Origin of the sequence: Delftia sp. WSY_10 (assembly GCF_043104705.1) — a bacterium.
Classification (GTDB): Bacteria; Pseudomonadota; Gammaproteobacteria; order Burkholderiales; family Burkholderiaceae_C; genus Comamonas; species Comamonas tsuruhatensis.
Genome location: NZ_JBICKY010000050.1, coordinates 16,707 through 29,675, shown reverse-complemented (window position 1 = coordinate 29,675; position 12,969 = coordinate 16,707). Strand labels below are relative to the sequence as shown.

Below are 12,969 nucleotides of genomic sequence, written 5' to 3'. Positions count from 1 at the left end.
GACAGGAGCGACGATGGCAGCACGGTGGCTGCACGGCGGCAGTCGCCCATTCTGCCTGCGGCCCTGCCCCGTCACGGGCAAGCCAATAGCCGCTACAGTGGGCGCCTTCATCACAGCCCGCTCCTGCCATGACCACGACCGCGCAGCCGCCCTTTGTCCTTCACTACATCTTCGACCCGCTGTGCGGCTGGTGCTATGCCGCCGCGCCCCTGGTCAAGGCCGCGCGCAGCGTGCCCGGCGTCACGCTGCAATGGCATGGCGGCGGCATGCTCACGGGCGCCCACACCCGCACCATCACGGCCGACTGGCGCGGCCATGTGATGCCGCACGACCAGCGCATTGCCGAGATGACGGGCCAGCCGTTCGGCCCTGCCTACTTCGACGGCCTGCTCAACGACCTGGGCGCCGTGCTGGACTCGGAGCCGCCCACCACGGCGCTGCTGGCCGCCGAGGAACTGGCGGGCCGGGGCCTGGACATGCTGGCGCGCCAGCAGCAGGCCCACTACGTGGAAGGCCGCCGCATCAGCGACCCCGCCGTGCTGCAGGAACTGGCCCGTGACCTGGGACTGGACGGCGAGGCCTTTGCCCAGGCCTTCCAGCGCTTGTCCGGCGCTGCCACCCAGGCGCATATCACCCAGGCGCGCGAATGGCTGAACCTGGCACAGGGCCAGGGTTTCCCGACCTTCGCGCTGGAGTTCGACCACCCCGAGGCCGAGCAGCCGGGCCAGCGCGCCATCCAGCGCATCGACATCGGTCCCTGGCTGGGCGATGCACAGGGCTGGGCAACGCAGCTGGGCGAGTGGGTGCAGCAGGTGGCGGCCATCACCGCCGGCGAGCAGACCGCGCCCCAAGGCGAGGACTGCGGGCCCGATGGCTGTGCGCTACCCAAGAGCTGACCCGTCAACGCCCGTCAAAGAAAAACCGCTCCCTGGCGCGGTTTTTTCATGGAGCGCGGGCGCCCGTCAATCCATCTTGGAGATCATCACCTCACCAAAGCCGGAGCATGACACCTGGGTGGCGCCGTCCATCAGGCGGGCGAAGTCGTAGGTCACCTGCTTGCTCTGGATGGCCTTTTCCAGCGCGCTGATGACCAGGTCGGCCGCCTCGCGCCAGCCCATGTGGCGCAGCATCATCTCGGCCGAGAGGATTTCGGAGCCCGGGTTCACATAGTCCTTGCCCGCGTACTTGGGGGCCGTGCCGTGCGTGGCCTCGAAGCAGGCCACGGAGTCGGACATGTTGGCGCCGGGCGCAATGCCGATGCCGCCAACCTGGGCCGCCAGCGCGTCCGAGATGTAGTCGCCGTTGAGGTTGAGCGTGGCCACCACCGAGTACTCGGCCGGGCGCAGCAGGATCTGCTGCAGGAAGGCGTCGGCAATCGAGTCCTTGATGACGATGTCGCGGCCCGTGCGCGGGTTCTTGAACTTGAGCCAGGGTCCGCCGTCGATGGGCTGGGCGCCGAACTCGCGCGCGGCCAGCGCGTAGCCCCAGTCGCGGAAGCCCCCTTCGGTGAACTTCATGATGTTGCCCTTGTGGACCAGGGTCACGCTGGGCTTGTCATTGTCGATGGCGTACTGGATGGCCTTGCGCACCAGGCGCTCCGTGCCCTCGATGGACACGGGCTTGACGCCGATGCCCGAGGTCTCGGGGAAGCGGATCTTCTTGACGCCCATTTCCTTGACCAGGAAGTCGATGAGCTTCTTGGCGTTGTCGCTGCGCGCTTCGTACTCGATGCCCGCGTAAATGTCCTCGGAGTTCTCGCGGAAGATGACCATGTTGGTCTTCTCGGGCTCCTTCAACGGCGAAGGCACGCCCTTGAAATACTGCACGGGGCGCAGGCAGACGTAGAGGTCCAGCTCCTGGCGCAGCGCCACGTTCAGCGAGCGGATGCCGCCGCCCACTGGCGTGGTCAGCGGGCCCTTGATGGAGACCACGTACTCGCGAAGGGCCTGCATGGTTTCCTCGGGCAGCCAGACATCGGGGCCGTAGATGCGCGTGGATTTCTCGCCCGCGAAGACCTCCATCCACTGGATCTTGCGCTTGCCGCCATAGGCCCTGGCCACGGCGGCATCCACCACCTTGATCATCACGGGCGTGATGTCCACGCCGGTGCCGTCGCCTTCGATGAAAGGAATGATGGGCTGGTCTGGCACGTTCAACGACATGTCGGCGTTGACAGTGATCTTCTGGCCCTCGGCCGGCACCTGGATGTGCTGGAAGCGGTTCATGGGGACGGGTCTCCGTTGGCTGGTGCACGAGGCAAGAGTGAATGCCCGGAATGGGCACAAATTTGGTGCAGAAAATTCTAACGACAATCGGGTCGCCTTCCTGTCAACGGCGATACAGTCAGTGCGTTGAGCATCTGCGGTGCATCAACAATTTCGCACCGCTGTCTGGTTCAACTTGGCTTCTACCGCTTTTCTAGGAAATGGCATATATGAAAAAACTCCTCGCTGTCCTGGTCGCCGGTTCGTTTGCCGCAGGCGCCTTTGCACAGGCCGCCGCAGCACCCGAAACGCCGATGTCGGCTCCCACGGCCGCTTCCGCAGCTGCTCCCGCTCACACAGCCAAGAAGGCCAAGGTCGCCAAGAGCGGCAAGCATTCCGGCAAGAAGCACGCCAAGCGTTCCACCAAGAAGGCACACAAGGCCGTGGCCTGATCCAGGCGCCGGGATGCCCGCTGGCATCCCCTCAAAAAAAGCCCGCAAGTCAGCAATGCCCTGCGGGCTTTTTGCCGCCCGCCCGGCCCTGATGGCCCGGCCAGGCCGATTTTTGCGTCCGGCCACGCGCCCCCTGCGACAGAATGTGCAAGATGACGAAGCCTTCGACACCCCTCCACACATCCCTTTCCCGCCGCGCGCTGCAGCGGTTGCTCATGGCCGCCTGCCTGGCCGGCGCCGCCGTATCGGCAGGCGCACAGCCCAAGGGCAGCCCCCAGATGAACCTGCGCCGCGTGGAGTTGACGGCCGGAATCCACCGCATCGACGCACAGGTGGCCGCCTCGGACCGCGAGCGCGCCATCGGCCTGATGTTCCGCCAGGACATGCCCCAGCAGGAGGGCATGATCTTCGTCTTCGAGGTGCCTGCCGTGCAGTGCTTCTGGATGCGCAACACCCTGCTGCCGCTGACCGCCGCCTTCGTGGCCGATGACGGCACCATCGTGAACCTGGCAGACATGAAGCCCATGACCGAGGACTCGCACTGCTCGGCCAAGCCCGTGCGCTATGTGCTGGAGATGAACCAGGGCTGGTTCGCCAAGCGCGGCCTGAAGGCCGGCGTCAAGCTGGGCGGCAGCCTGTTCACGCCCGCGCCCGCCAAGCCATAATCACGGCCCATGCAAGCGCTTCGCTCCTCGTTCTGGCTCACCCGGCTGATATTGGCCTGGTTTGCCGTGACGCTGGGCGTTGCCGTGGCTTCGCCCCTGGTCCATCCCCAGGGATTCGAGCTGGTCTGCACGGCCAGCGGCGACGTCAAGCTGGTGGCGCTGGGCGACAGCGCAGCCCCGGGCATGGGCCACCACCAGCTCGACTGCCCCATGTGCCTGCCCGCTGGCGCACCGCCGCCGGCCCTGCCGCAGATGGCCGTGCCCCACCAGCAGCCGCTGGCCCACGCGCTGCTGCCGCTGGTGGCGGCGCACATTGCCTCCGTCACACGCGCGCCGCTGCCGGCGCGCGGCCCTCCCCCGCTGACTGCCGTGTTCTCTTGAATCGCCGCCGGGCCTGCTGATGCGCGCCCGGCCCGCCTGCGCCGCATGCGCGGCGCAAGACCCGGAGTCAGTTCGTGAATTCCTTCCCCTTCCCCGCGATGGCAGCGCCTCTGCGCCTGCCTGCACCCCTCTTTCGCCCCCATCCCCTGGCCGTAGCGCTGTGCTGCGCGCTGGGCACGGCCTGGACGCCTGGCGTGCAAGCGCAAGCGCAGGCACAGGCCGATATCCCGCTGGCCCCCGTCGAGGTCTCTGACCAGGCCACGGCCGATGCCAACGGCCTGCTGCCGCTGAACAAGACCGTGGGCACGGCCAGCCGCCTGGGCCTGACGGCGCGCGAGACGCCGGCCTCGGTGCACATCGTGGACCGCACAGCCATCGAGGCGCGTGGCGCCCAGGACACGCAGGAGATCCTGCGCTCCATTCCGGGCGTCACGGCCTACAGCCCGCCCGGCAACATCGGCATCAGCTACCGGGGCTTCGGCACGGGGTCGGTCAGCCAGCTGTTCAACGGCATCAACCTGCAGTACTCCATTGCGGCACGGCCCGTGGACAGCTGGATCTACGACCGGGTGGAGGCCGTGGGCGGCGCCTCCGGCTTTCTCTACGGCGCAGGCGGCGTGGGCGGCACGCTGAACTACATCACCAAGCTGGCCCAGCGCGACAGCTTCACCGAAGGCCAGCTGCGCCTGGGCAGCTACGGGCTGAAGGAAGCCTCCGTCGGGCTGAACCGCCGCCTGGGCGATGCCACTGACAGCCAGGGCACGACCCATTACCTGCGCCTGGACCTCAACCACCGCGACGCCGGCAGCTGGGTGGGCGGCACGCAGTCGCGCTCCACGCAGCTGGCGGCCTCGCTGCTGTCCGACCTGGGTGGCGGCCTGACGCATACCCTGGCCTACGAGGCCCAGCATGAGCGCGTGGACCGCCCCTACTGGGGCACGCCGCTGCTCAACCCGCTGCGCGGCCAGGCGCGCATTGACGAGGCGACCCTAGGCAAGAACTACAACAGCGCCGACGGCCTGTATGCCCAGCGCGTGCAGTGGCTGCGCTCCATCACCGAATGGCGGGCCAGCGACCGGCTCAAGCTGAGCAACACCTTCTACGCCTATGACGCGCTGCGCGACTACCGCAACGTGGAGACCTACCGCTTCACGCCCGACAACAGCGCGGTGGTGCGCTCGGCGGCGCTGCTGCAGCGCCATGACCAGCGCATGGTGGGTGACCGCATCGAAGGCAGCTACCTGGGCGAGCTGGCCGGCCGGCGCAGCGAATGGGCTTTTGGGCTGGATGTGAGCGTGAACCGGCAGACACGCTTTCCGAACAGCCTGTCGGGCACGGTGAGCACGATCAATCCCTACGATTTCACGACAGAGAACTTCTACGACATTCCCGGCATGGCACCCGGCTTCAGGCCTGACCGCGACAACAAGGTCACCACCACCGCGCTCTACCTGGAAAACCGCACGGCCCTCACTCCTGCCCTGCACCTGCTGACGGCGCTGCGCCATGAACGCATCGAGGTGGACCTGACCAACCGGCGCGATGTGACGCCCGCGCTGCCCGCAAGCTACAGCCGCAGCTATAGCCCGACGACCGGGCGCGTGGGCCTGGTCTGGGATGCCACGCCCGAGGCCAATCTCTACGCCCAGTTCTCCACGGCGGCCGATCCGCCGTCGGGCATGCTGATGGGCGCCTCGTTTGCCGATGCCATCAACAACACCGGGCTGACAACGGGCCGCCAGGTGGAGGCGGGCAGCAAGCTGTCGTTCTGGCGGGGCAAGGGAACGGCGGCGCTGGCGGTCTATCGCATCACGCGCCGCAATATCTCCACCCAGGACCCGCAGGACAGCACGCGCACGGTGCTGGTGGGCCAGCAGTCCTCGCGCGGGGTGGAGCTGTCCATGGGCCTGGCGCCCACGCCGCGATGGTCCATCCAGGGCAACTGGAGCCATGTGGACGCGCGCTATGACAACTACCAGCAAGGCGGCGTGTCCCTGGCGGGCAAGCGACCCACGAACACGCCCGCCAGCGTGCTCAACCTCTGGACCAGCTACCGCATCACGCCGGCGCTGGAGGTCAACGCCGGGCTGCGCCGGGTGGGCGGTATCTATGCCGACGCGGCCAACACGCTGTCCTGGCCCGCCTACACCCTGCTGGACCTGGGCCTGAGCTACCGCATCGACCCGCGCATGACCGTGGTTGCACGGCTGCGCAATGCCACGGACCGCGTCTACGCCGCCAGCCTGACCAGCACCATGGCCTACCTGGGCGCGCCGCGCACGGCAGACATTTCGCTGCGCGTGGCCTTCTGAGCAGGAGACGCACCATGCGCCTTCACCTCAAACGCTGGCTGTTCCTGCTGCACCGCTGGCTGGGCATTGCCCTGTGCCTGTTCTTTGCGCTGTGGTTTGTCTCGGGCATGGTGATGATGTACGTGGGCTACCCCAAGCTCACGCAGGCCGAGCGGCTGCGCCACCTGCCCCCGCTCAATGGCAACGCCGCCCTGCTCGCGCCCGCCGAGGCGCTGCGCGCGGCCGGCATCGACGGCCCGCTCAAGGACCTGCGCCTGCATGCCGGCAGCGCCGGCCGTGCCAGCTACCTGGTCACGCCCGAGGGGCGGCGCCAGCCCGTGGCCATCGATGCGGCCAGCGGCCAGGTGCTGCCCGCCACCAGCCAGGCGCAGGCCCTGGCCAGTGCCCGCGCCTTCGCGGGGGACGGCACGGGCCTGCACTACCTGGGCACGGTGGATGAGGATGCCTTCAGCCACTCGCGCGCGCTGGACATCCACCGCCCCCTGCACCGCGTGCAGCTCGACGATGCCGAGGGCACGCTGCTGTACATCTCCGGCCGGACGGCCGAGGTGGTGCGCGATGCCACGCGCACCGAGCGCGGCTGGAACTACCTGGGCGCCTGGCTGCACTGGCTGTACATGTTCAGGGGCAATGCCTTTGATGGCGCCTGGGCCGACATCGTCAACGTGCTGTCGCTGGTCGGCATTGCCGTGGCCATCACCGGCACCGTGGTCGGGGTGATGCGCTGGCGGTTCAGGCAGCCCTACCGCAGCGGCCTGCGCACGCCCTACCCGGGCCGCGCCATGCGCTGGCACCATGTGGCGGGCCTGCTGTTCGCGCTGACCACGCTGGCCTGGATCTTCAGCGGCCTGATGTCCATGAACCCCTGGCGCCTGTTCGACACGGGCACGCCGCCACTGCACATGGCCCGGTGGCAACAGGGCCCGCTGCGCCTGACCGGGGACGACGCCACGCCGCAGTCGCTGATCGCCGCGGCGGGCGGTCCCGTGCGCGAACTGCGCTGGCTGCGCACCGCAGGCCGCACCGAGGTGCTGGCCCAGCCCGCAGCCGGCACGCCCCTGGTGCTGGACAGCGCCAGCGCCGCGCCCGCAGCCCATTCGCGCGAGGCCCTGCTGGACCGCGCGGCCGTGCTGATCGACGCACCCGTGCTGCGCAGCGAATGGCTGACCGCGCACGACCTGTACTGGTACGAGCGCGCCGAGCACACCATGATGGGCGGCCATGACAAGCCCCTGCCCGTTCTGCGCGTGGTCTTTGGCGATGCCGCGGCCAGCTGGGTGCACATCGACCCGCACACGGGCCAGGTGCTGGGCCGGCTGGACGGCACCCAGCGCCTCAAGCGCTGGCTGTTCGCCATGCTGCACAGCTGGGACTGGCTGCCGCTGCTGCAGCGCCGGCCGCTGTGGGATGCGCTGCTGCTGGCCTTCAGCCTGGGCGGCCTGCTGATGAGCGCCACGGGCGTGCTCATAGGCGTGCGCAGGCTGCGCCGCAAGCGCAGCCATCGCGCACAGACCACTGCTTGCCTGGAGGCGCAGCCACATGGTTAGCCGCCATACTGTATGCTTGCCACATGCAACTCGAACAGAAATACCAGGCCCTGCTGGCCGAGGCCGAGCGCCGCAAGCTGGACGACGTGGACAGCATGCGGCTGTGCTTCCAGACCCTGTCCCTGGCTGCGCGCATCGACCGTGACTGCGCCGCGCTGCTGGCGCCCCATGGCCTGTCCGAAGGGCGCTTCGTGCTGCTGTTCCTGCTGGAATCCGCCAGCGAAGGGCTGGCCCCCAACCACCTGGCCGAGCAGGCCGGCATCACCCGCGCCACCGTGACCGGCCTGCTGGACGGCCTGGAACGCGAGGCCCTGGCCGAGCGCCTGCCCGACCCGGCCGACCGCCGCGCGCTGCGCGTGCAGCTCACCGCCAAGGGGCGCCAGCTGGCGCGCAAGCTGTTTGCCCGGCACAGCCAATGGATCGCCGGCCTGTTTTCCAACCTGTCGCCCGCCGAACGCGGCCAATTGGGAAAGCTGCTGGCCAAGGCCGCCGCAGGCGTGGAGGCCAGCGCATGAAGGCGCCCGCCCCCCGGCGCAAGGGCGCCAACCGCAAGGTCGATATCACTCCCGAACTGCTGCAGGCCCTGTCCCTGGGCGAGATCGAGACCGCCACGCTGACCGAAAGCCTGGCCGTGGACCAGGCCCGGCTGCTGCAGGCCGTCTTTCCCGACGCGTGGCCGCAACTGGAGGACACGGCGCAGGCGCTGGGCCAGCTGGGCATTCTCAAGCGCATGGAGTGCATTGGCGGCCTGCTGTGGCAGGCGCTGGGCCAGGCCGGCTGGCAGCGCTGCCTCACGCACCGCTCTGACACGGTGCGCGGCTGGGCCTGCTTCATGGCCGGTGCGCAGCCGGGCCTGACCCTGAGCCAGCGCCTGGAGCTGCTGCAGCCGCTGGCCGATGACCCGCATTTCGGCGTGCGCGAATGGTCGTGGATGGGCGTGCGCCCGCATCTGGCCAGCGATCTGCCGCAGGCTGTGGCCGAGTTGTCCCGGTGGACAAGGCGGCCCTCCGACCGCCTGCGCCGTTTCGCCAGCGAGGCCCTGCGGCCGCGCGGCGTCTGGTGCAGCCATATCGCGGCGCTCAAGCAGCAGCCGGAGATCGCCCTGCCCCTTTTGCAGCGGCTGCGCGCCGATGCCTCGCCCTATGTGCAGGACTCGGTGGCCAACTGGCTCAACGACGCGGCCAAGAGCCGGCCTGACTGGGTGCGCGCCCTGTGTGCGCAATGGCTCCAGGAATCGCCCGTGCCCGCCACGCGCCGCATCTGCGAGCGTGCGCAGCGCAGCCTCAAGGAGCGGTAGGCGCCTGCCGGCCCGCCAGCCGCTCGCAGTCGGGCTTGACGCAGCGCCCGTAGAGGATGTGGGAGTGCTCCACGATGGCAAAGCCATGCGAGCGCGCCAGCAGCTTCTGGCGCTGCTCGATCACCGCATCGTGGAACTCCTGCACCAGGCCGCAGCGCGTGCAGATCAGGTGGTCATGGTGCTCGCCGTCATCGAGTTCATAGACCGCCTTGCCCGCCGCAAAGCGCTGGTGCCGCAGCAGCCCGGCCTGCTCCAGCTGCGCCAGCACGCGGTAGACCGTGGCCAGGCTGGTGCCCCGGCCCTGGTCATGCAGCTGGCGATAGACCTCCTCCGCCGCCAGATGCCGGTCGGCCCCGTGGCGAAAGATGTCCAGCACCCACAGTCGCGCCAGCGTGGCCTTCAGCCCCAGGTTCTTGAGGTCAGCGGAATCGGACATGCAGCCCTCCCGGCCGGTCAGAACTCATTGTGGATGGCCTTGTAGCCGCGCACCAGTTCGTTGTTGGTGCGGACCACGTCCTCGGAGAAATCGCTGGCGTCGGCGGGCACCTGGGCCAGCGTGGACAGGTCGGTCTCCGGGCCTATGCGCGCGGTGGACGGCACATAAAAGCCTGGCGGCAGGTGGCATCCATCGACCACGGCGTTGTAGCGCACCACGCAGCCGTCATCGACCACGCAGTTGAACAGCACGCTGTTGAAGCCGATGAACACGCCATTGCCCACGGTGCAGGGCCCGTGGACGATGGCGCGATGGGCGATCGAGGTGTGCTGCCCCACGCTGACGCGCGCGCCGGACTTGGAGTGGATCACCACCCCGTCCTGGATGTTGGAGTGCGCACCGATCACGATGGGGTCGATGTGGCCGTCCGCATCCATCTCGTCGGCACGGATCACCGCATAGGGGCCGATGAAGACGTTCTCCTCCACGATCACCAGTCCGCACAGGATGGCCGTGGGGTCCACGAAGGCGCTGGCATGGATGCGCGGCAGGTCGCCGCGCGGGTTCTTGCGAATCATCCCTTGCGCCTGTTCTTTGCGCCGCCCTGGCGGGCCTTGAAGCGCGGGTTGCTCTTGCAGATGACGTAGATGCGGCCGCGGCGGCGCACCACCTGGCAGTCTCGATGGCGCAGCTTGGCTTCCTTGAGGGACGAGAGCACTTGCATGGAAAACTCCTTGGGTTGAAGAGAAACGGGTGCCGGCTCGCCGGTCATGCCCAGGCCACGGCGTCGTGCGGATGCAGGCTCTCCATGTGGCGCACATGCACGCGCGGCCGGGCGTAAATGCCTTCCAGCGCGGCCTGTATGCGGCGCGCCGCATCCTCGACAAACATCAGGTTGCGGCCGTTGAGCGCGGCAAAGGCCTGCTCGTCGGCGCGCTTGACGGCGGTCTGCACGGGCGTGCCCAGCGCCTGCTCCACGCGGGCGATCAGGGGCAGGATGCCCAGGTCGGGCGCATCACAGGCCAGGTCCACGCTGACCTGGGCCTCGCTGCGCTGGCTGTGTGCCGTGGCCAGCGTGCCGTGCCGGCGCAGCCAGGAAGCCACCTGGTCCGGCTCCACCAGCGGCTCGCCCGCAAAGGCCTGCAAAAAGCCCTGCTCCAGCAACTGGCGCGACAGTGCCGCCGAGCAGGGGCAGGTCGAGGAATAGCCCACGCCCACCTGCAACCGCAGCTGGAACACGCCCTGCGCCAGCGTGGCGTCCAGGCGCACGGGATAGGACTTCCAGCCCGACAGATCGTGGGTGACCAGGGCGGGCCGCTGGGTCAGCAGGTCCAGCGACAGGCGCAGCCGGGCGCTGCGGCTTTGGCAGTCCAGGTGGCTGTCGATCATGGCCTGCAGCGCATGGCGCAGCGCCAGGGCAGACAGCGCGGATTCCTCGGCCAGGCTGTCCAGTTGGCGGTACAGCCGGGACATGTGTATGCCCTTGACATGGGCCGCAGGAAGATCGACCTGCACATCGGCACGCGCATGCAGCTCGCGCCAGTAGCCGGGCTCGGCCACGGTCACGGGCAGGTCTATGCCCTGCATGCCCACCCATTGCAGCGGGCTGAGGCTGGGCGCGGGATCGGTCAGGGAAACATCGGGAAGAGGTGCAAGCATTCGGGGCTCCAGTGGCCGCGCCGACCCAGGCCGGCGCGGTATTCGTTCAATTCCAGTCGGGAAACGGGTTGTCCCATTGCACCCAGGCCTGCGGGCCCATGGCCATTTCCGCATCGGTCAGCAGGCATTCGTCCAGGCGTGCGCGCAGCGCCTGCTCGTCCATGCCCATGCCGATCAGCACCAGTTCCTGGCGCGCGTCGCCCACGCCATCGACCCATTTGTCCAGGATGCGCTGCACGCTTTCGGGGTCGCGCGGCCAGCGCTCGGCCTCCACGGCGGCCCACCAGTGCCCGGCCGGGCCATGGCGGGCCACGGCGCCGGCCTGCGACCAGGAGCCGGCCAGCGCCGGATGGCTGGCCAGCCAGAAAAACCCCTTGGAGCGCACCACGCCCGGCCATTCGCTTTGCACCAGGCCGAAGAAGCGCCGGGGATGAAAGGGGCGGCGGGCGCGGTAGACAAAGCTGGCAACGCCATAGGCCTCGGTCTCGGGCTGGTGCGTGCCACGCAACTGCTGCAGCCAGCCCGGCGCCCTGGAAGCCTCCTCGAAATCGAACAGCCCCGTATCGAGCACGCGATCCAGCGGCAGCTGGCCGAAGGACGCGATCTCCAGCCTGGCACGCGGGTTGAGCCCGCGCAGGATGGCCATGAGCCGGCTGCAGTCCTCATCGGTGACCAGGTCGATCTTGTTGAGCACGATCACATCGCAGAACTCCACCTGCTCGATCAGTAGATCGACCACGGTGCGGCGGTCCTCCTCGCCCAGCGATTCGCCGCGCGAGCGCAGGCTGTCACGCGAGCCATAGTCGTGCAGGAAGTTGAAGGCATCGACCACGGTCACCATGGTGTCCAGCCGCGCCACATCGCCCAGGCTGCGTCCGTCCTCGCCCGCGAAGGTGAAGGTCTCGGCCACCGGCAGCGGCTCGGAGATGCCCGTGGACTCGATGACCAGCTGGTCGAAGCGGCCCTCGCCCGCCAGCCGCGCCACCTCCACCAGCAGGTCCTCGCGCAGCGTGCAGCAGATGCAGCCGTTGCTCATCTCCACCAGTTTTTCGTCGGTGCGCGACAGGTCGGCCCCGCCATCACGCACCAGGGCCGCGTCAATGTTGACCTCGGACATGTCGTTGACGATGACGGCCACGCGCCGACCTTCGCGGTTGTGCAGGATGTGGTTGAGCAAGGTGGTCTTGCCCGCGCCCAGAAAGCCCGACAGTACGGTCACCGGCAATCGGGCATGCGGCGGCTGAACCGGCGCTACGGTATGCATCATGGAATCTCTCAAGCAGGGAAAGGGAGCACGCTGCTGGCACTGCAGCCGCGTGCGGCAGGCAGGGCCTCAGGCGTGCAGCGCAGTGCAGGCAGAGCACTTGCCATGCAGTTCGATGTTCGAATGGGCCAGCGCGAACGCATGGCCATGCGCCCAACTGCCCAGGCAGCGGTTGAGCGCGTCGTCGACAAACTCGTCCACCTGCCCGCAGCTGTCGCAGATCGCAAAGGCCGAGAAGTCATGGCTGCCCTCATCCGGGTGCGAGCAGCACACATAGGCGTTCAACGACTCCAGGCGGTGGACCACGCCCTGCTCGGCCAGCTTGTCCAGCGCGCGGTAGACCTGCGTGGGGGCGCTCAGCCCGTGGTCACGCAGCTGGTCGAGCAGTGCATAGGCCGTGCGCGGTGCACCGGCCTGGCGCAGGGCGTCGAGCACCCGTTGCTGGTTGGCGGTCAAAGGGGTGGGCATGGTGATTTCCTGTTCCAGAAAACGGTTGGCGATGTTGCGCCACATCAGAATTGTGACGTTATAACATAACAAAACGACGGCTGTCAGGCAGGTTTTTACAATTAAAAAGAATATTAAGTTGCGTTTAAATATTCAACAGGATATAGTCAGCACCGTTGTCGAGACCCGTACCCAGTACCTGAGTCGGCAACCACATCTCCCGCGCAACGGCTTGCCAGCCGCTTCCTGCAGGATGTGTTTCGCGACCTTTGTCGCCCAGTTGGTCTGTAGAGCTGCAGCCAACC

The 12,969-nt window shown here is 68.1% G+C and carries 15 protein-coding genes; 8 read left to right on the top strand and 7 right to left on the bottom strand.

The features are described from left to right. Positions 1-128 precede the first annotated feature (128 nt). Positions 129-896 carry a DsbA family protein gene (locus tag ACF8ML_RS19530; protein ID WP_016445973.1) on the top strand — a complete coding sequence of 256 codons (768 nt, stop codon included), beginning with the start codon at positions 129-131 and terminating at the stop codon, positions 894-896. Between the two features lie 66 nt (positions 897-962). Here the strand turns inward: ACF8ML_RS19530 and icd are convergent, their stop codons facing one another. Next, positions 963-2,225 (bottom strand): NADP-dependent isocitrate dehydrogenase, encoded by a 1,263-nt coding sequence (gene icd / locus ACF8ML_RS19525; protein WP_012205489.1) that lies wholly within the window; start codon positions 2,223-2,225, stop codon positions 963-965. Between the two features lie 209 nt (positions 2,226-2,434). Between icd and ACF8ML_RS19520 the strand changes: the two genes are divergently transcribed. From ACF8ML_RS19520 to ACF8ML_RS19490, 7 genes are all read left to right on the top strand, one after another. Continuing rightward, positions 2,435-2,656: a hypothetical protein gene (locus tag ACF8ML_RS19520; protein WP_016445972.1), complete on the top strand. Its 222-nt coding sequence runs from the start codon at positions 2,435-2,437 to the stop codon at positions 2,654-2,656. 215 nt (positions 2,657-2,871) lie between these two features. Next, the gene (locus tag ACF8ML_RS19515; RefSeq protein ID WP_392407717.1) at positions 2,872-3,321 is read left to right on the top strand and encodes a DUF192 domain-containing protein; all 450 of its coding nucleotides are present in this window, start codon (positions 2,872-2,874) and stop codon (positions 3,319-3,321) included. A 9-nt stretch (positions 3,322-3,330) separates the two neighbouring features. Then, positions 3,331-3,702 (top strand): DUF2946 family protein, encoded by a 372-nt coding sequence (locus ACF8ML_RS19510; RefSeq protein ID WP_013802509.1) that lies wholly within the window; start codon positions 3,331-3,333, stop codon positions 3,700-3,702. A 98-nt stretch (positions 3,703-3,800) separates the two neighbouring features. Further along, positions 3,801-6,014 (top strand): TonB-dependent receptor, encoded by a 2,214-nt coding sequence (locus ACF8ML_RS19505; protein WP_392407716.1) that lies wholly within the window; start codon positions 3,801-3,803, stop codon positions 6,012-6,014. A 14-nt stretch (positions 6,015-6,028) separates the two neighbouring features. Further along, on the top strand, positions 6,029-7,561 hold the full coding sequence (locus tag ACF8ML_RS19500; protein WP_392407703.1) for a PepSY domain-containing protein: 1,533 nt from the start codon (positions 6,029-6,031) through the stop codon (positions 7,559-7,561). Positions 7,562-7,584: 23 nt separating this feature from the next. Further along, positions 7,585-8,076, top strand: coding sequence for a MarR family winged helix-turn-helix transcriptional regulator (locus tag ACF8ML_RS19495; protein WP_012205483.1), 492 nt, complete (start codon positions 7,585-7,587; stop codon positions 8,074-8,076). Beyond that, positions 8,073-8,858 (top strand): DNA alkylation repair protein, encoded by a 786-nt coding sequence (locus ACF8ML_RS19490; protein ID WP_016445967.1) that lies wholly within the window; start codon positions 8,073-8,075, stop codon positions 8,856-8,858. The genes ACF8ML_RS19495 and ACF8ML_RS19490 overlap by 4 nt, the downstream gene beginning before the upstream one ends. On the opposite strand, the gene fur is transcribed toward ACF8ML_RS19490, so the two are convergent. From fur to ACF8ML_RS19460, 6 genes are all read right to left on the bottom strand, one after another. Next, positions 8,845-9,294, bottom strand: a complete 450-nt coding sequence (fur, locus tag ACF8ML_RS19485; RefSeq protein WP_016445966.1) for a ferric iron uptake transcriptional regulator — start codon at positions 9,292-9,294, stop codon at positions 8,845-8,847. The two genes, ACF8ML_RS19490 and fur, sit on opposite strands and share 14 nt — an antisense overlap. 17 nt (positions 9,295-9,311) lie before the next feature. After that, positions 9,312-9,872, bottom strand: coding sequence for a hypothetical protein (locus ACF8ML_RS19480; protein ID WP_016445965.1), 561 nt, complete (start codon positions 9,870-9,872; stop codon positions 9,312-9,314). Further along, positions 9,869-10,018, bottom strand: coding sequence for a type B 50S ribosomal protein L36 (gene ykgO, locus ACF8ML_RS19475; RefSeq protein ID WP_013802515.1), 150 nt, complete (start codon positions 10,016-10,018; stop codon positions 9,869-9,871). The genes ACF8ML_RS19480 and ykgO overlap by 4 nt, the downstream gene beginning before the upstream one ends. Positions 10,019-10,062: 44 nt before the next feature. Then, positions 10,063-10,953, bottom strand: coding sequence for a GTP cyclohydrolase FolE2 (folE2, locus tag ACF8ML_RS19470; protein WP_047327783.1), 891 nt, complete (start codon positions 10,951-10,953; stop codon positions 10,063-10,065). A 46-nt stretch (positions 10,954-10,999) separates the two neighbouring features. Continuing rightward, entirely contained in the window at positions 11,000-12,220 is a 1,221-nt protein-coding gene (gene zigA, locus ACF8ML_RS19465) for a zinc metallochaperone GTPase ZigA (RefSeq protein WP_392407701.1), read from the bottom strand. 66 nt (positions 12,221-12,286) lie between these two features. Further along, a complete protein-coding gene (locus tag ACF8ML_RS19460; RefSeq protein ID WP_017405058.1) occupies positions 12,287-12,730 on the bottom strand; it encodes a Fur family transcriptional regulator in 444 nt (147 codons plus the stop codon). Positions 12,731-12,969 lie beyond the last annotated feature (239 nt).